The sequence below is a fragment of the Aquabacter sp. DMC10 genome, assembly GCF_056314145.1.
Genome location: NZ_JBQUYX010000001.1, coordinates 768,640 through 786,316, shown reverse-complemented (window position 1 = coordinate 786,316; position 17,677 = coordinate 768,640). Strand labels below are relative to the sequence as shown.

General features: G+C 69.9%; 17 protein-coding genes. 11 read left to right on the top strand and 6 right to left on the bottom strand.

Annotated elements, in window-relative coordinates:
• Positions 1-9: 9 nt before the first annotated feature.
• Positions 10-1,284, bottom strand: coding sequence for a 3-oxo-tetronate kinase (otnK, locus tag ACT54L_RS03545; RefSeq protein ID WP_476084150.1), 1,275 nt, complete (start codon positions 1,282-1,284; stop codon positions 10-12).
• 3 nt (positions 1,285-1,287) lie between these two features.
• On the bottom strand, positions 1,288-2,229 hold the full coding sequence (gene ltnD / locus ACT54L_RS03540; RefSeq protein WP_476084149.1) for an L-threonate dehydrogenase: 942 nt from the start codon (positions 2,227-2,229) through the stop codon (positions 1,288-1,290).
• A 256-nt stretch (positions 2,230-2,485) separates the two neighbouring features.
• Here ltnD and ACT54L_RS03535 point away from each other — a divergent pair, with 256 nt between their 5' ends.
• On the top strand, positions 2,486-3,472 hold the full coding sequence (locus ACT54L_RS03535; RefSeq protein WP_476084408.1) for a LacI family DNA-binding transcriptional regulator: 987 nt from the start codon (positions 2,486-2,488) through the stop codon (positions 3,470-3,472).
• A gap of 22 nt (positions 3,473-3,494) precedes the next feature.
• Positions 3,495-4,178 carry a 3-oxo-tetronate 4-phosphate decarboxylase gene (gene otnC / locus ACT54L_RS03530; RefSeq protein ID WP_476084148.1) on the top strand — a complete coding sequence of 228 codons (684 nt, stop codon included), beginning with the start codon at positions 3,495-3,497 and terminating at the stop codon, positions 4,176-4,178.
• Positions 4,179-4,225: 47 nt separating this feature from the next.
• On the opposite strand, the gene ACT54L_RS03525 is transcribed toward otnC, so the two are convergent.
• Positions 4,226-4,666: a GlcG/HbpS family heme-binding protein gene (locus tag ACT54L_RS03525; protein ID WP_476084147.1), complete on the bottom strand. Its 441-nt coding sequence runs from the start codon at positions 4,664-4,666 to the stop codon at positions 4,226-4,228.
• A 250-nt stretch (positions 4,667-4,916) separates the two neighbouring features.
• Between ACT54L_RS03525 and ACT54L_RS03520 the strand changes: the two genes are divergently transcribed.
• Positions 4,917-5,816: an NAD(P)-dependent oxidoreductase gene (locus tag ACT54L_RS03520; protein ID WP_476084146.1), complete on the top strand. Its 900-nt coding sequence runs from the start codon at positions 4,917-4,919 to the stop codon at positions 5,814-5,816.
• A gap of 65 nt (positions 5,817-5,881) precedes the next feature.
• Here the strand turns inward: ACT54L_RS03520 and ACT54L_RS03515 are convergent, their stop codons facing one another.
• Positions 5,882-6,607 (bottom strand): TetR/AcrR family transcriptional regulator, encoded by a 726-nt coding sequence (locus ACT54L_RS03515; RefSeq protein WP_476084145.1) that lies wholly within the window; start codon positions 6,605-6,607, stop codon positions 5,882-5,884.
• Between the two features lie 177 nt (positions 6,608-6,784).
• On the opposite strand from ACT54L_RS03515, the gene ACT54L_RS03510 reads away from it, so the two are divergent.
• The 4 genes from ACT54L_RS03510 (at position 6,785) to ACT54L_RS03495 (ending at position 10,725) form a co-directional block, all read left to right on the top strand.
• Positions 6,785-7,735, top strand: coding sequence for a cyclase family protein (locus ACT54L_RS03510; RefSeq protein ID WP_476084144.1), 951 nt, complete (start codon positions 6,785-6,787; stop codon positions 7,733-7,735).
• Between the two features lie 33 nt (positions 7,736-7,768).
• Positions 7,769-9,076: a histidinol dehydrogenase gene (gene hisD, locus ACT54L_RS03505; protein WP_274776362.1), complete on the top strand. Its 1,308-nt coding sequence runs from the start codon at positions 7,769-7,771 to the stop codon at positions 9,074-9,076.
• A gap of 146 nt (positions 9,077-9,222) precedes the next feature.
• Positions 9,223-9,987 carry an SDR family NAD(P)-dependent oxidoreductase gene (locus ACT54L_RS03500; RefSeq protein ID WP_476084143.1) on the top strand — a complete coding sequence of 255 codons (765 nt, stop codon included), beginning with the start codon at positions 9,223-9,225 and terminating at the stop codon, positions 9,985-9,987.
• A gap of 174 nt (positions 9,988-10,161) precedes the next feature.
• Positions 10,162-10,725: an NAD(P)-binding domain-containing protein gene (locus ACT54L_RS03495; RefSeq protein WP_476084142.1), complete on the top strand. Its 564-nt coding sequence runs from the start codon at positions 10,162-10,164 to the stop codon at positions 10,723-10,725.
• 6 nt (positions 10,726-10,731) lie between these two features.
• Here the strand turns inward: ACT54L_RS03495 and ACT54L_RS03490 are convergent, their stop codons facing one another.
• Positions 10,732-11,076: an ArsR/SmtB family transcription factor gene (locus ACT54L_RS03490; RefSeq protein WP_476084141.1), complete on the bottom strand. Its 345-nt coding sequence runs from the start codon at positions 11,074-11,076 to the stop codon at positions 10,732-10,734.
• 292 nt (positions 11,077-11,368) lie between these two features.
• Here ACT54L_RS03490 and ACT54L_RS03485 point away from each other — a divergent pair, with 292 nt between their 5' ends.
• From ACT54L_RS03485 to ACT54L_RS03470, 4 genes are all read left to right on the top strand, one after another.
• On the top strand, positions 11,369-11,725 hold the full coding sequence (locus tag ACT54L_RS03485; RefSeq protein ID WP_476084140.1) for a winged helix-turn-helix domain-containing protein: 357 nt from the start codon (positions 11,369-11,371) through the stop codon (positions 11,723-11,725).
• Between the two features lie 385 nt (positions 11,726-12,110).
• Complete coding sequence (locus ACT54L_RS03480; RefSeq protein WP_476084139.1) at positions 12,111-13,586, top strand: efflux transporter outer membrane subunit; 1,476 nt, start codon at positions 12,111-12,113, stop codon at positions 13,584-13,586.
• The gene (locus ACT54L_RS03475) at positions 13,576-14,814 is read left to right on the top strand and encodes an efflux RND transporter periplasmic adaptor subunit (RefSeq protein WP_476084138.1); all 1,239 of its coding nucleotides are present in this window, start codon (positions 13,576-13,578) and stop codon (positions 14,812-14,814) included. Before ACT54L_RS03480 ends, ACT54L_RS03475 begins: the two co-directional genes overlap by 11 nt.
• 3 nt (positions 14,815-14,817) lie before the next feature.
• The gene (locus ACT54L_RS03470; protein WP_476084137.1) at positions 14,818-16,782 is read left to right on the top strand and encodes a MacB family efflux pump subunit; all 1,965 of its coding nucleotides are present in this window, start codon (positions 14,818-14,820) and stop codon (positions 16,780-16,782) included.
• 1 nt (position 16,783) lies between these two features.
• Here ACT54L_RS03470 and ACT54L_RS03465 read toward each other — a convergent pair whose 3' ends face one another.
• Positions 16,784-17,362 carry a helix-turn-helix domain-containing protein gene (locus ACT54L_RS03465; RefSeq protein ID WP_476084407.1) on the bottom strand — a complete coding sequence of 193 codons (579 nt, stop codon included), beginning with the start codon at positions 17,360-17,362 and terminating at the stop codon, positions 16,784-16,786.
• Positions 17,363-17,677: the final 315 nt, after the last annotated feature.

Below are 17,677 nucleotides of genomic sequence, written 5' to 3'. Positions count from 1 at the left end.
CGAGCCCCCTCACCGCACCTGCACCAGCGCCCGCGCGAAGAAGTCCGGGCCGCCGAAATTGCCGGACTTCAGAGCGAGGCGCAGGGGCTTGGGGGTGCCGAGGGCGGCCAGCACGGGCACGCCGGCGGCAATTTCCGGGCCCACCTGGAAAGCGGGGATCATCAGGCGATCCACCACCGCGCCGGAGGTCTCGCCCCCCGCCACGATGAGGCGATGGATGCCGGACGCCACCAGGCGTTCGGCCAGGGTGGCGCTGGCCTGCTCGATGGCATGGCCGGCGGTCTCCCGCCCGAACCGGGCCTGGAGCGCGCGCACCCCTTCCGGCGTGTCGCTGGCGGCGATCACCACCGGGCCGGCCGCGAGCCGCGCCTTGGCCCAGGCGAGGGCCTCTTCAACGGCCGCTTCCGCATCGGTGACGAGGCGGGCACCGTCGAGCCGCAGGACGGGCATGGTGCGCTCCGCCACCCGCAATTGCTCCAGCGTGGCAGCGGAGCAGCTTCCCGCCAGGATGGCCGCCGGCCCGCCCACGGGAGACAAGGGGGCCGCGCCTGCGCGGGGCGCCACCGCGCCCGAAGACACCAAAGCGCGGGCCAAGCCGAGGCCAAGGCCCGAGGCGCCGGTGGAGACCTTGTGCCGGAGGGCGGCGCGGCCCAGCGTTTCCAGGTGCCGCTCGAACACCGCATCGGCGATCACCGCGCCCATGCCGGCGGCGGCGAGGGATGCGAGCCGCTCGGCCACCGCCCCGTCGCCGGCTTCCACCACCGAAAGGGGCAAGTGGCCCACCGGATGAGCGGACTGGCGGGCGAGCACGCGCCGCAGGTCGGAATCCCGCATGGGATTCAGCGGATGGTCCTTCAACGGGCTTTCATCGAGCGGCAGGTCGCCCACGAAGAGATGGCCCTGATAGACCGTGCGCAAGGTCTCGGGAAAGGCGGGGGTCACGAGCGCCAGAGGCGCGCCCGCATCGGTGCGCAAGGCATCGGTGACGGGGCCGATATTGCCGGCATCGGTGGAATCGAAGGTGGAGCAGACCTTGAACAGGATGTGCCCGACGCCCCGCGCCTCCAGCCAGTCCCGGGCGGTGCGCGCCTGTGTGACCGCTTCGGCGGAGGGAATGGAGCGGCTTTTCAGGGCCACCACCACCGCATCCACCTCGGGCAAGGCGAGGTCGCCGGGGGGCAAGCCGATGGTTTGCACGGTGCGCAGGCCCGCGCGGGTGAAGGTGTTGGCGAGGTCCGAGGCGCCGGTATAGTCGTCGGCAATGGCGGCGAGCGGCAGGCTCATGGCTCAGGCCTCCTCGGGCTGGGAGGTCGGCAGGGTGGTGCCGGACAACTGGGCATAGAGCCGGGCGAGGGAGGAATCATCGTCCCGCCCCATGCCGGCGCCGGCGGCGGCCAGATACATCTGCAAGGCGGCGGCGGCGAGCGGCACGGGATAGCGGGCCGAGCGCGCCATGTCCTGGATGATGCCGAGATCCTTCACGAAGATTTCGACCGCGCTCAAGGGCTTGTAATCTCCCGCCAGCACGTGGGGGATGCGGTTCTCGAACATCCAGGAATTGCCGGCCGAGGCGGTGATGACCTCATAGACCTTGGCGAGGTCGAGATTCTGCTTGGCGGCGAAGGTTATGGCCTCGCAGGCGGCGGCGATGTGCACGCCGGCCAGCAACTGGTTGATCATCTTGAAGGCGGCGCCCGTGCCGGCGGCGTCCCCCAGCTCATAGACCTTGGCGGCCATGGCCTCCAGCGCCGGGCGGGCCTTGGCGAAGGCCTCGGGCCGGCCGGAGGCGAGCACGGTCAGTTCGCCCTTGGCCGCGCGGGCGGCGCCGCCGGAAATGGGGGCGTCCAGATAGAGGCGGCCGCGCGCTTCCAGGGCAGATGACAGGCGGCGGGCGACGTCCGGGTCCATGGTGGCGCTGGAGATGAAGACGGCGCCTTCGGGCATGGCCTCGGCCACGCCGGCGGGCCCGAACAGCACCGCCTCGGTCTGGGCGGCGTTCACCACCACGCTCACCACCACGTCCGCTCCGGCAGCCGTCTCGGCGGGGCTTGCGGCGGCGGAGCCGCCCTCCGCCTGAAGCCGCGCCATGGGCTCGGGCGCCACGTCGAAGCCGGTGACGGCAAAGCCGGCTCGCAGGAGCGAGGTGGCCATGCCATAGCCCATGGAGCCGAGGCCGATGACTGCGGCACGCGGGGCGCCGGGAGAAGCGGGATGGGGCGAGGCGGACATGAAAGGCTCCGGGCGCAATCCTCCCGGCGGCCGCCTGCGCCGGGGCGCGCCGCCCTTTTTGCCGATGCGATCCTTGAGGTGCCTGGCAGCTTGGCCGCCGGCACCGGAGCGTCGGGAGGACAGCTATAGAAGGCGTTGGCAGCGCTGCCAACGGATTTTTGGCAGCGCTGCCAATTTGCTTGCGACGCCCCCTTCCGGCATGGAAGAGTGGTGCGGTGCGGAGGTGGATGCGGTGGCTGAACAGGCGTCGGGCCGGATGCGGGAGGCGGTGACCCTCGCCCATGTGGCTGAACGGGCCGGGGTGGGTGAGAGCACCGTCTCGCGCGTCCTGCGCGGGGAGGGGGCGGTCTCGGAAAAGACCCGCGCCCGGGTGCGCGCCGCCGTGCGGGAGCTGGGCTATGTGCCCAACCGCATCGCCGGGACGCTGGCCTCGGCCGGGTCGAAGCTGGTGGGCATCGTGGTGCCCTCGCTGGCCAATGTGGTGTTTGCCGACCTCCTGCGCGGCGCCAGCGGCGCGCTGGAAGAGGAAGGCTTCCAGCCGGTGATCGCGGTCAGCGAATATGATGCCGATCGGGAAACTGCCCATGTGGCGGGGATGCTAGCCTGGCGCCCCGCCGCCCTCATGCTGGCGGGGCTGGAGCATGCCGACGAGACGCGGGTTCTGCTGGCGGGCGGCGCCGCGCGGGTGGTGGAGGTGCTCGACACAGACGGCGAGGGCATGGACATCGTGGTGGGCTTTTCCAACCACGCCGCCGGCCATGCCAGCGCCCGCCACCTTCTGGCGCGGGGCTATCGGCGGTTCGGCTATGTGGGCCACGACCTGGTCCGCGACACCCGCGCCGCCAAGCGCCTGAAGGGCTTCGAGGCCGCGCTGGCCGAGGCCGGCCTGCCGCCGCCGGAGCGCGAGCTTTTCCCCGCGCCCTCCTCGGTGGAGCTGGGACGCGACGGGCTGGAGCGCCTGCTGGCGCGGACCCGGGGCCTGGAGGCGGTCTATTTCTGCAATGACGACATGGCGCTGGGCGGCTATTTCCTTTGCCTCTCCAGAGGTTTGGCTGTGCCGGAGCGGCTCGCTTTGTTCGGCTATAACGGGCTCGACGTGGCGCGGCTGACCCCGCAGCCGCTCGCCACCTTGCGCACCCCCCGCGTGGCGGTGGGCGCCATCGCCGCCCGCCTCATCGGCGCCGGGGCGCCGGCACAAAAGGTGGACGTGGGATTTGAACTGGTGCCCGGCGCCACCGCCTGAGGCCCACATAAGGGAGACACGCATGAGCGAGGCGCGGCTGCGGGAGGAAATCTGCCGGTTCGCCCGGTCGCTGTTCGAGCGCGGGCTGACCCCGGGCTCGTCCGGCAATATTTCGCTGCGGCTGGACGATGGCGGCTGGCTGGTGACGCCCACCAATGCCTCGCTGGGCTTCCTCGATCCCGCCCGCCTCTCGCGCCTCGACGCCCATGGCCGCCTCCTGGAAGGCGATGCGCCCACCAAGGAGATCCCGCTCCACACCGCGCTCTATGACACCCGCTCCGGCGCGCGGGCGGTGGTGCACCTGCATTCCACCCATGCGGTGGCGCTCTCGCTCCTGCCGGAGATCGACCCCAAGGCCGCCTTGCCGCCGCTCACCCCCTATTATCTCATGCGCGCCGGCCGCACGGCGCTGCTGCCCTATTACCGGCCCGGCGATCCGGCGGTCGCGGGCGCCATCCGGGGGCTGGCGGGGCGCTATTCCTCGGTGCTGCTGGCCAATCACGGGCCGGTGGTGGCGGGCGACACGTTGGAGGCGGCGGTGTTCGCCATGGAGGAACTGGAGGAGACGGCCAAGCTCTATCTGCTGCTGCGCGGCCTTAACCCGCGCCATCTCTCGCCTGAGCAGGTGGCGGACCTGGTGAAGACCTTCGGCCTCACCTTGCCGGACCTGGACGACCATGCCGGCCACGACCACCACGACCATTAGGCCCGGCGCGGGCTGAAGGGGGCGGCACGCCGCCCCCTGTGCGCCGCTCAGGCCGGCGGATTGGCGCCGGTCTGGCCGACGCAGCCGATGGCGGCGATGCCGGCCAGGGCGCAGATTTCGTCATTGTCCGAGGTGTCGCCGGTCACGCCCACCGCGCCCATGAGCGTCCGGTCCTTCCAGATCAGAACGCCGCCGGGCACCGGGACCACGCGCCCGCCGCTGGCGGCCATGATGGCGTTGGCGAAGTGGGGCACCTTGGCGGCCCGCTCGCCCATCTCGCGCGATCCGAGGCCCATGCCCAGCGCGCCCCAGGCCTTTCCGGTGGCGATGTCGGGCCGCAGGATGCCAGAGCCGTCCTCCCGCTTCAGCGCCACCAGGTGGCCGCCGGGGTCCAGCACCACCACGGTGAGCGGGCCGAGATTGAGCTCGCGGCCGCGCGCGAGGGCGGCATCGATGACGGCGACGGCCTGGGTCAGGGAAATGGTCATGGCAAGATCCTCATGAGGGGAGCGGCGGGGCCGCGAGGCGGAGCGGCCGAGGTTGGCGGAAGGCGGACGCTGTCGCGTGTTTGTGATCGGTCGATAAACGGAGCCGGCCCTAAGCTGGCGCAGATGTCCCGCAGGGCACAGCCGGACGGTGCGCGCCTGCGGATGCTTCCCGCTTAAGGCCCCCCGCCCGGCGGTCAACTGCTTTTGCGATCCCTCGCCTTCTCCTTTCCACGCAAACCGGAGCATTGCCATGTCGGATGCGGCGCCAAAGCCCCTCGTCGGCCTTGTGGGCCTTGGGATCATGGGCCTTGCCTATGCCCGCAACCTGCTGGCGGCGGGGTTTCCCGTGATCGGCTGCGATGTGGCGCCGGCCGCCCGGGCGGCGCTGGCGGAGGCCGGCGGCACTGTGGCGCCGACGCCGGCGGCCATTGCCGCGGCGGCGGAGACCATCCTCGTGGCGCTGCCCGCGGTGGACGCGCTCGAACACGTGTGCGGCGGCCCCGACGGCCTCGTCCAGGCCATTCGGCCGGGCACCGTGGTGGTGGAAATGAGCACCTTCCCCCTGAAGGCAAAGGAGGCCTGCCGCGACCTGCTGGCGCCCAAGGGTGCGACCGTGCTGGATTGCCCGGTCAGCGGCACCGGCGCCCAGGCGGCGGTGGGGGATCTGGTGCTGTATGCCTCCGGCGACGAGGCGACGGTGACGCGGCTGCGGCCCATCTTCGACGGCTTTTCCCGCAACACCCGCTATGTGGGACCCTTCGGCGCCGGCACCAAGATGAAGTTCGTGGCCAACCATCTGGTGACCATCCATAATTTGGCCGCCGCCGAGGCGCTGTTGCTGGCGCAGGCGTCGGGCCTCGACCTGGCCATGGTGTTCGAGGCCATCCGCGACGGCGCTGGCACGTCCCGCATGTTCGAGGTGCGCGGTCCCATGATGATCGCGGAGTGCTACGAGCCGGCCACCATGAAGATGGAGGTCTATCTCAAGGACCTCACCCTCATCTCGGACTTTGCCAAGGAGGTGAAGGCGCCCATCCCGCTCATGGCGGCGGCGGTGCCTTATTATGTGGCGGCGCTGGCCGCCGGCCGGAACCAGGAGGATACGGCGGCGGTGTTCGGCGTGCTGAAGGACATGTGCCGGAAGGACTGAGGGCCGGCCGTTGCGCCGGGGCGGCGCACTCTCACTTATGGAATAGAGACGGGTTCAGCCCGGCTCTAAAGGCCGTTGCGCCGGGAAAGGACTTCCTTGTAGCCGGCAAAAAATACGTCTAGGGCCTGGGAGATCATGGCCGGCTTCTCCACATGGACGGGCGAGCGATACACATATTTGCGCACGCCATAATAGAAGATGCCCCCCTGGAGGTCCCAGGCGATCTCCAGGTCCTCGGGCGTGACCGTGGCGGGCACCGGCAGGCCGCAATCATGGTGGAACTCCCGGATGATGCGCGACAGGACGCGTTCTTCCACCAGAGCCAGATAGCGCTCATTGATGGGCACGCCCTTCAGGCCGGCGAAGAAATAGATGCGCATCCACTGGGGGGTAAGGATGACGTCCGTATAGTCCTCATAGAAGGCCTGGAGCCGCTCGCGCAGCGGGCGGGTGCGGTCCTCCAGCAAAGCGTCCCAGGCGGGGCGCCACTGGTCGAGATAGACCACCTTGTAGATTTCCTGGATCAGCGCGTCCTTGTTGGGGAAGTAGCGGTAGAGCAAGGGCTGGGTGGTGCCCAGATGCCGGGCCAGTTCCCGCGTGCCGCCGTCGAAGCCCACTTGCGCGAAATAGGCGATGGACTTTTCCAGAATGTCCCGGCGCCGGTCGTCGGCGGGCAGGCGGCGTTTGCGCTCGGCGCGCGGGCGAGGAAGCTGAGGGGCCGCGGGGTCCTGTTCGCCCGGTTCTGCCGGCGTCGTCCTCTTGCCTGCCACCCGCACGTCTCCCCGTTCCATCCCGCCCGTCCATAGAGCCGCTTCGCCCGCCGGATGCAACCGGCGCGGGTTCGGCGGCCTCGACGCCTGATCGCCGCCCCCCGAAGCCTTGCGGCCTCGAACGGCGCCCCGGCGCGGGGCTTGCGCTCAGTCTAGCATCATGTATTTATCGATCGATAACAAATTTCGGAGGACGCCGTGAAGGTCAATCGCGCCGCCATTTATGAAGCCGCCGAGAAGCTCTCCAACTGGGGCCGCTGGGGGGCGGACGACCAGATCGGCACGCTGAACAACGTCTCGCCCGAGGATGTCGTCAATGCCGGCAAGCTCATCCGCAAGGGCCGGACCTTCGCGCTCGGCCTGTCGCTGAAGGAGCCCATCCAGTCCGGCCTGTTCGGCGGCCGGTGGAACCCCATCCACACCATGCTGGCCACCGGCACGGATGCCGCCGCCGGCAACCAGGACACCCCCGCGCCGTATCTTCGCTATGCGGACGACGCCATCAACATGCCCTGCCAGGCCTCCACCCAGTGGGACGCGCTCTGCCACATCTTCCTCGATGACAAGATGTACAACGGCTATGACGCCCGCCTCGTGGACGCGCGCGGCGCCAGGAAGCTTGGCATCGAGCATGTGCGCGACAAGATGGTGGGCCGGGGCGTGCTGTTGGACGTGGCCCGCTTTAAGGGCGTGGACAGCCTGGACGATGGCTATGCCATCACCATCGCCGATCTGAAGGACACCGCCGCCGCCCAGAAGGTGGAGATCCGCAAGGGCGATTTCGTCATCGTGCGCACCGGCCACCAGGAGCGCTGCCTCGCCAAGGGCGACTGGTCGGGCTATGCGGGCGGCGCCGCGCCGGGGTTCGCTTTCGAGACCTGCTACTGGATCCGCGAGACCGACATTGCCGCCATCTGCTCGGACACCTGGGGCTGCGAGGTGCGCCCCAACGAGACGGACGAAGCCAACCAGCCCTGGCACTGGGTGGTCATTCCCGCCATCGGCATCTCCATGGGCGAGATCTTCTATCTGAAGGACCTGGCCGCCGATTGCGCCGCCGACGGGGTCTATGAGTTCTTCTTCTGCGCCCCGCCCATGCACTTGCCCGGCGGCGCCGGTTCGCCCATCAATCCGCAGGCCATCAAGTAAGGCCGGCGAAACGCCCGGCAGGAGGACGCCAGCATGGCTGAATTTCTCAAGCGCGGCCGCGATGCCGCCGCGCGCGCGGACGACCAGGCGAAGGTGCGCGCCACGGTGGAGGGCATCCTCGCCGACATCGAGGCGCGGGGCGATGCCGCCGTGCGCGAGCTTTCGGTGAAGTTCGACGGCTGGGACCGGGAGGATTTCCGCCTCTCCGACGCCGAGATCGAGGCGTGCCTTGCTCAGCTCACCGCGCGCGATCTGGACGACATCCGCTTCGCCCAGACGCAGGTGCGCAATTTCGCCCAGCGCCAGCGCGAGTCCATGGTGGACATCGAGGTGGAGACGCTGCCGGGCGTGGTGCTCGGGCACAAGAACATCCCGGTCAATTCGGTGGGCTGCTACGTGCCCGGCGGCAAGTATCCGCTGCTCGCCTCCGCCCATATGTCGGTCATCACCGCCAAGGTGGCGGGGGTGAAGCGCATCATCACCTGCGCGCCGCCCTATCAGGGCAAGCCGGCTCCCGCCATCGTTGCCGCCCAGCATCTGGCGGGCGCCGACGAGATCTATTGCCTCGGTGGCATCCAGGCGGTGGGCGCCATGGCGCTGGGCACCGCCTCCATCGCCCCGGTGGACATGCTGGTGGGTCCCGGCAACGCCTTCGTGGCCGAGGCCAAGCGCCAGCTTTATGGCCGCGTGGGCATCGACCTCTTCGCCGGCCCCACCGAGACGCTGGTGATCGCCGACGAGAGCGTGGACGCGGAAATGTGCGCCACCGATCTCTTGGGCCAGGCCGAGCACGGCGCCAATTCCCCCGCCATCCTGCTCACCAATTCGCGAAAGCTCGCGCAGGAGACCATGGCCGAGGTGGAACGCCTCCTCGCCATCCTCCCCACCGGCGAGACCGCCGCCAAGGCATGGGCGGATTATGGCGAGGTGATCGTCTGCGACAGCTATGAGGAGATGGTGGCGGAAGCCGACCGCATCGCCTCCGAGCATGTGCAGGTGATGACGGTGGACCCGGACTATTTCCTGCGCAACATGACCAATTACGGCGCCCTGTTCCTCGGTCCGCGCACCAATGTGGCCTATGGCGACAAGGTGATCGGCACCAACCACACGCTGCCGACCCTGAAGTCGGCCCGCTATACGGGCGGCCTGTGGGTGGGCAAGTTCCTGAAGACCTGCACCTATCAGCGCGTGCTCACCGACGAGGCGTCGGCCATGATCGGCGAATATTGCTCGCGCCTGTGCATGCTGGAGGGCTTTGCCGGCCATGCGGAGCAGGCCAATGTGCGCGTGCGCCGCTATGGCGGGCGCAACGTGCCCTACGCCTCGGCGGCCGAATAGGCGCCGTTTCCCGCGCGGCCAGCGCGCGGGTCCCCTTCACGGATAGGCTTCAATCGCCCCGCCCGATCCCGTAAGGGGTTGGGCGCCTTCCGATTCCCGCGCCCGGCCGCCGGCCGGCGCGGTCCCCCCATCTTCAGGAGACTGGCATGGACCTGCCCAGGAAGCCGACCTTCGACCTGACCGGCAAGCGCGCGCTGGTGACCGGCGCGGGGCGCGGCATCGGCCTTGCCGCCTCCGCCGTGCTGGCCGATGCCGGCGCCGACGTGACCCTCGTCGCCCGCTCCGCCGGCGAGATCGAAGAGGCCGCCGCCGCCATCCGCGCCCGTGGCCAGAAGGCGACCGCGCTCGCCCTGGACGTGACCGACGTGGCGCGCGTGCGCGAGGTGATCGGCGCCGCTGGCCCGTTCGACGTGCTCTTCAACAATGCCGGCGCCAACCGGCCGGCCTCCTTCCTGGACGTGACGGAGGAGGATTACGACGCCGTCGTCGACCTCAATGTCCGCGCCGCCTTCTTCGTCGCCCAGGTGGTGGCGCGGGGCATGGTGGAGGCGGGACGGGGCGGCTCCATCATCCACACCTCCTCGCAGATGGGGCAGGTGGGCGGGGCGCGGCGCTCGGTCTATTGCTCCACCAAATGGGCCATCGAGGGGCTCACAAAGGCCATGGCGGTGGATCTGGCCCCTCACCAGGTCCGCGTGAACGCCATCGCCCCCACCTTCATCGAGACCCCCATGACCCGCCCCTTCCTGGAGCAGCCCGGCTTCAAGGAGAGCGTGCTCACCAAGATCAAGTTGGGGCGCCTCGGCCAGGTGGAGGATCTCACGGGGGCGGTCCTGTTCCTGGCGAGCGAGGCCTCCTCGCTGATGACCGGCTCGTCCGTGCTGGTGGATGGCGGCTGGACCGCCGACTGAGGCCGTTCGCTTCCGGGGACTTGCGCGCGGCCTTCTTCGGGCTTGCGCCCCGGGGCGGTCCGATGAACACTGATCCCGGACGCCACATGCCATCATGGCGGCGCCCGGATGGAATGGCACGCGGAACCTCGGCGCAGACCGAGGGCCGCCGGGAGGTGCCAGGGAGAGAAGGCCATGCAAGAGACCCTGCGTGCGGCCGGGCGAACGGCCCTGCGCATCGCCATCCTGGCGCCCGCCCGTACCGGCGCGGCGCTGGCCTGCCGCCTGTCGGCGGCGGGGCATGAGGTGGTGCATTCCGATGAGGTCTGCGGCCGTGCCCGCGCGGCGGGCGCCTGCGAGAGCGGCGCCTGCGTGCTGGCGGACCGGTGCGACGCGGTCATCACCCGCCTGGAGGCCCATGACGGCCTGCAGGCCTATGACGGCCCGTGCGGCCTGCTCTCCGCGCCCTTGGCGGGCAAGCTGGTGGTGGAAATGGGCGAGGTGCCCTCGGGCCGCGCCTCCGACCGGGCCGCGCGCATCAAGGCGGCCGGTGCCGCCTTCGTGGAATGCCAGGTGCTGGGCACGCTGGGCGAGATGAAATCCGGCCGCATGCTGGGCTTTGCCGCCGGCAGCGTGGAGGACGTGGAGAAGGCCCGCCCGATCCTCGACCAGATCTGCGCCCGCATCGATTATCTCGGCGCCGCCGGCACCGCCACCGCCGCCCGCGCGCGCCTGTGCGCCCCGCTCATGTGCGTGTGAGGGCTCCTACCGCCCGTTGCGCCGCTCGGCTTCCACGAGGCGCTGGAAATCGGCCATGCGCACCAGCTTGAATGGCCGGTAGGGGGTGAGCCAGGCATCCACCGGGCCGAGCGCCGCCGGCGCCAGGGACAGGCGCGCCGTGTCCGGCGCATCGCCCTTCCGCTCCACCAGGCCGGCCTGCGCCAGGCGGGCCACATGCTCGGACAACTCCGCGCCGCCAAGGTCCAGCGCGCGGCCAAGCTCTGCCTCCGCCCGGTCCCCCTCCCGCAGCAGGTCCATGAGCGCCCGCCGCGCCGGATGGGCGAGGGCGTGGAAGACGTGATCCGTCTGCACGTGCGAATGACCCGCCATGGTGCCTGACTTTCGCTGCCGGTTTGCGTTTGTCATTATACCCATCTGGATATAACGACGGCAAGCCCGCCTCTGAACGGGTGCGGCCCTTCTTGGGGAACGCGAGGGACACACAGGCTCCGATGAGGGCGCCCTTGCAAGACCTTGTGGTCGCCCGTCCCGGGCCACATGCCGCCCGTCGTCCTCGGGCGCTATCCCCTTGCGCCGCATTGCCCGTGGCTTGCTGCGTGCACTAGAGTGACCCGGAACCGGAGCGCCCGTCGGGCGTCCTTCCTCGTTTCCAGGCGGACCCATGGCGGCCTTGAGCGTACGCATCGACCTCGCGCCCGGCCAGCGCGTGGGACCCGGCAAGGTGGAATTGTTGGAGAAGATCGCCGCCTTCGGCTCCATCTCCGCCGCCGGGCGCTCCATGGACATGTCCTATCGCCGGGCCTGGGAATTGGTGGAGGAGCTGAACAGCATGTTCGGCACGCCGGTGGTGACGGCGCAGACCGGCGGGCGGCGGGGCGGGGGGGCGGTGCTCACCCCCTTCGGCTTGTCCCTCATCGCCCGCTACCGCGCCATCGAGCAGGCCGCCACCGAGGCCGCCGCCACTCATCTGGCCGCGCTCTCCCGCGAACTGGCCCCGCCCGCCGGCCCGGAGGCCTGAGCGCCTTCCCCAGCGCCCGCCGGGGCCTGCGGTCTGGCCGAAACCTTCAGCAACAAACGGCTGAAATATCTTACAATTCTTCCTTTGCCTCACAGCGGGCAGGGCGGCACACAGGATCGGCCGCCGGGTGCACATCCACGCGGCGCCTGCTCACGCCGGCTGTGGCCGGCTGCCATGATCTCCTGTGGATGGTCCCTTGCCGAGACGCGTGGTCCCGAGATTTCTGGCCGTCTGCGCGTCCCGTTCGACCCGCTTCGCCCTTTCTTTGGCCCCACCATGGGTCCCACCACGGGCGCCTCGTCCGGCCGGCCGGCGCGGCCAGGGCCTGCGCGCGGCGGCAGCGCTCCTTCTCCTCGGCCTTGCCTGCGCCCTGTCGGCCTGTGCCGTGGGGCCGGATTATGAGACCCCGGCCCTCGCCGTTCCCGCCCAATGGGGCGAGGCGACGACGCACGCGCCATCAAAGGCCGCGCCAACCAAGAGCGTGGAGGCGGTGCCCGACCTTGCCCGATGGTGGCGGCGGCTGAACGATCCCACCCTCTCCGCCCTCATCGACGCGGCCGTGGCCGGCAATCTGGACGTGGCCACCGCCAAGGCGCGGGTGCGGGAGGCCCGCGCCTCCTATCGTCAGTCCCTCGGCGCGCTCCTGCCCAGTCTCACCGGCAGCGGCACCGTCACGCGCGGCGATGACGGCTCCAATGTGGGCGGCGGCGGGGATGTCACCGTCTCCGGCCCCTATACCCAGTTTCAGGCCGGCTTCGATGCCAGTTGGGAATTGGACCTGTTCGGCGCCAATCGCCGGGGCGCGGAGGCGGCGCTCTATGCCGAGCAGGCGGCGCAAGATGAACTGCGCGCCACCCTCCTGACCCTCATCGGCGACATCGCCTCCAATTATGTCTCCGCGCGGGGCTACCAGGCCAGGGCCGCGCTCGCCCGCCGCACGGCCGCCACCCAGCGGGAGACCGCCGCGCTCACCCGCCGCAAGTTCGACGCGGGCGGGGCCTCGGCGGTGGATGTGTCCAATGCGGAGGGCCTCGCCGCAGGCACGGAAGCCGACATTCCCTCCCTTGAAACCTCCTATGCCCAGGCGGTGCATCGCCTCGGCGTCCTCACCGGCCAGCCGCCCACCGCGCTGTCCGCCCGGCTGGCGGCCACCGCGCCCATTCCCGCCCCGCCCGCGCGCCAGCCCCTCGGCGTGCCCGCAGCCATCCTCACGACCCGCCCGGACGTGCGGCAGGCGGAACGGCAGCTCGCCCAGTCCACCGCCCTGATCGGCCAGGCGGAGGCGGCGCTCTATCCCAGCGTCAGCCTCACCGGCACCATCAACACCACCGGCACCAAGCTCGGCGATCTCGCCAAGGGCTCCACCATCAGCTGGTCCTTCGGGCCGTCCCTGACGGTTCCCCTCTTCAATGGCGGCCAACTCCAGGCCGCGGTGGAGGTGACCCAGGCCCAGCGCGACCAATCCTTCATCACCTACCGGTCCGCCGTGCTCACCGCGCTGGAGGATGTGGAGAATGCCGCCGTGGCGCTCCGCCAGGAGCGGGCGCGCGCGGAAAAGCTCACCCAGAGCGCCGCTTCCTATGGCGAGGCGGCGCGCCTCGCCCGCGCGCTCTATGAAAGCGGCTCCACCAGCTTCCTCGACGTGCTGGATGCGGAGCGCTCGCTTTATTCGGCGCAGGATTCCCTGCTCCAGAGCAAGGTCGCCATCGCCACCGACTATGTGGCCCTCAACAAGGCGCTGGGCGGCGGCTGGGATGGCTTCGTCGACACCTCCCGGCCGGAGGTGGTGGACAAGATGGCCCCCCACTTCGCCAGGCCCGACTTCCTGCCGCCAAAGGACCCCGCCACCCATGGCCAGTGACCTGCCCGCGCGTGCGCCCCGGCGACGGCGGCTCCTTCTCATCGTGCTCGTCCTGATGGCGCTGGCGGCCGGCGGGCTGATGCTGCGGAGCCGGCTCGCCGCCGATCCCACCGCCGGCTTCATGACGGCGGAGGTGATGAAGGGAAACGTCGAGGAGACGGTGCTCGCCACCGGCATCCTGAAGCCTTCGCGCCTGGTGGCGGTGGGGTCCCAGGCCTCCGGGCGGGTGACCTCCGTGAAGGTGCGCCTCGGCGACAAGGTGGCGAAGGGCGACCTGGTGGCGGAGATCGATTCCATCACCCAGGAGAACGCGCTGCGCACGGCCAAGGCGTCTCTCGCCAATGTGCGGGCCCAGCGGGAGGAAAAGCTCGCCACCCAGGTCCTGAATGCCCAGACGCTCGCCCGCCAGCGCACCATGGTCGCCCAGCGGGCGGTGTCGCAGGCGGATTTCGAGAGCGCGGAGGCCAGCGTGAAGACCACCGCCGCCCAGATCGCGGCGCTGGATGCCCAGATCATCGAGGCGGAAGTGGCTGTTTCCACCGCCGAGGCGAATCTGGGCTATACCCGCATCACCGCGCCCATGGATGGCACGGTGCTGGCCATCGTCAGCCAGCAGGGCCAGACGGTGAATGCCGCCCAGACCACGCCCACCATCGTCATCCTCGGCCAGTTGGACGTGATGACCGTGCGGGCGGACATTTCGGAGGCGGACATCGTGAGGGTGTCGCCCGGCCAGCCGCTCTTCTTCACCATCGTGGGCGAGCCGGACCGCCGTTTCGAGGCCAGGCTCGGCTTCATCGAGCCGGCGCCGGAGAATATCGTGTCGGACAGTTCGTTCAGCACGTCCACCAGTTCGTCCTCCAGTTCCACCTCCAGCTCCAGCTCCTCCTCCGCCGTCTATTATATCGGCGTGTTCGATGTGCCGAACCCGGAGGGCCGGCTGCGCACCTATATGACCGCCGAGGTGCATATCGTGCTCGGCAGCGCGGCCGACGTGCCGGTCATTCCCGCCGCCGCCCTGGGGCCGCGCGCCGCCGATGGGCGCTATCCGGTGCGGGTGCTGGCGGCGGATGGCACCCTCGCGCTCCGGCAGGTAGAGACCGGGCTCAATGACAAGGTCATGGTGGAGGTGCGCTCGGGCCTGACCCTCGGCGAGCGCGTGGTGACGGGGGAACGGACCGCGACCACCCCCACCCGCTCCGGGCCGCCCAGCCCCATGGGGTTCTGAACCATGGATGCGCCGCTCATCGTCCTGTCAGGCCTGCGTCGGGAGTTCCCGGCGGGGGAGGGCACGCTGTGCGTGCTGAAAGACGTGGACCTGACCATCTCGGCGGGCGAGATGGTGGCCATTGTCGGTGCCTCGGGCTCGGGCAAGTCCACGCTAATGAACATCCTTGGTTGCCTCGATCGGCCCAGTTCCGGCAGCTATCGGATCGCGGGGCGGGAGACCTCCAGCCTCGATCCGGACGAACTGGCGGCGCTGCGGCGGGAGCATTTCGGCTTCATCTTCCAGCGCTATCACCTGCTGTCCGAATTGACCGCGCTCGGCAATGTGGAGATGCCGGCGGTCTATGCCGGCACCCCCAGCGTCGTCCGTCTCGCCCGCGCGCAACGCCTTCTGGAGCGGCTCGGCATGGGCGCGCGCCTGTTCCACCGGCCGAGCCAGCTTTCGGGCGGCCAGCAGCAGCGGGTCTCCATCGCCCGCGCGCTGATGAATGATGCCAATGTCATCCTCGCCGACGAGCCCACCGGCGCCCTCGACACCGCCAGCGGCGAGGAGGTGCTCCGCATCCTGGAAGACCTCAACCGGGACGGGCGCACCATCATCATCGTCACCCACGACATGCAGGTGGCGGCGCGGGCGCGGCGCATCATCGAGATTTCCGACGGCGTCATCATCGCCGACCGCGCCAACCGGCCGGCGGTGGCGGACGCCGCGCCTGCTGCTCCCGCGGCGGAGGCGGCGCCCCGCGCGCTCGATCTGTGGCGGGCGCGGCTCGACCGGGTGGGGGAGGCGCTGCGCATGGCGCTGCTCTCCATGAACGCCCATCGCCTGCGCACCTTCCTGACCATGCTGGGCATCATCATCGGCATCGCCTCGGTGGTGAGCGTGGTGGCGCTGGGCGAGGGCTCGCGCCAAAGGGTGCTCGCCAACATCTCGGCGCTGGGCACCAACACGCTGGAAATCTTCGCCGGCAAGGATTTCGGCGACATGCGCTCGGGCAAGATCACCACGCTCGTGGTGGCCGATGCCAACGAACTGGCCAAGCAGCCCTTCGTGGCGGCGGTGACGCCCACCGTCTCCACCTCCAGCACGCTGCGCTACGGCGCCAAGGAGGCAAGCGCGCTGGTGAATGGCGTGAGCGAGAGCTATTTCGCCGCCAAGGGCACAAAGCTGGCGTCCGGCCGCTTCTTCGACGCCAGCGCCGTGCGCGACCGGGCGCTGGAAGCGGTGATCGACGAGAACACCCGCAAGACCCTGTTCGCCACGCCCGGCACCAATCCCTTGGGCAAGGTGATCCTGGCGGGCGACGTGCCGGTGCGGGTGGTGGGGGTGACGCAGCCCCAGCAGGCCGGTTTCGGCGGCAGCCAGAACCTCTCCCTCTATCTGCCCTATACGGCGGTGCAGACGCGCTTCCTGGGCAGCCCGACACTGCGCTCCATCACCGTGCGGGTGCGCGACGAGGCGGCCATGGACCTGGCCGAGCAGGCGCTCACGCGCTTCCTGCTGAAGCGCCACGGCACCAAGGACTTCTTCATCCTCAACACCGACGACATCCGTCAGACCATCACCGCCACCACCCAGACACTGACCCTTCTCATCGCCGCCATCGCCGTCATCTCGCTGCTGGTGGGCGGCATCGGGGTGATGAACATCATGCTGGTGTCGGTCTCCGAGCGGGTGGGGGAGATTGGGGTGCGCATGGCGGTGGGGGCGCGGCGGTCCGACATTCTCCAGCAATTCCTCATCGAGGCGGTGCTGGTGTGCCTGACAGGGGGTGTCACGGGGGTGCTCCTGTCGCTCTCGGTGGGGCTTGGCTTTGCCCTCGCGGGCTCGCCCTTCGCGCCCATCTATTCGCTGGCGTCCATCGTGGCGGCGGTGCTGTGCTCCAGCCTCATCGGCATCGCCTTCGGCTTCCTGCCGGCGCGGAGCGCCGCGCAACTGGACCCGGTGGTGGCGCTGTCGCGGGCATAGGTCAGGCGGGCTTGGCCTCTTCGGCGGGAAGGGCGATGACCACCAGCACCTGCGCCTTCTGGCGGCCGAGGCTGCGCACCTCGTGCTTGATCTCGCCGGAGAAATAGAGGCAGTCGCCCTTCTCCATCACCAGCTCCTCGGCGCCCAGATTGACCGAGACGCGGCCGGAGACCACGAACAGCATCTCCTCGCCCCCATGGGCCCAGCGTGGTCCGGTCTTGGTGGCCGGGCCGGTGGAGGGGGTCATGAGGAAGGGCTCCATCATCTTGCGCGACCGGCCCGCCGCCAGCGGGGTGAGGCCGAAGGTGCCGTCGATGGGGGAGACGTCCGGGTCGGCGGCGCGGTGGAGCGTATAGCGGGGCGCCGGGGCGGCGTTCATGTCGAACAATTGGGCGATGTTCACCTGGAGGGCATCGGCCAGCCGCAGGAGGGCGGTGATGGACGGCGTCTTCAGGCCGCGCTCCACCAAAGAGAGATAGCCCCGGGTCAGGCTGCTCATGCCGGCCAGCTTGTCGAGGGTGAGCCCGCGCTCCAGCCGCAATTCCTTCAGATTGGGGCCGAGCCGGTCGGCCCGGGACATGTCGAGCACCTGATCCGTCCTTCCTTGACCCCTGAACCGGGGGCCGGTCTAAACCGCGGCAAGCGCCTGCGCTTGGCGCATCTTCCTGGCCCGTCTTCCTGGCCCGTCTTCCTGGCCCGTCTTCCTGGCCCATCCTCTTGGCCCGTCTTATAGCTTCAACCGCCGCTCAAGTCGCGCCGGTCTGTTGACCGAAGGCGCGGCGGGTGGGCGCAGAATGCCCCGGCCCCAGCGCGCCATCGGCTCACCGGATCGGCTGCCCAGAGGTAAACCTGTTTACTCGCGGAAATTTTTTGCAGCGGCCGACCCAAGTTTGGG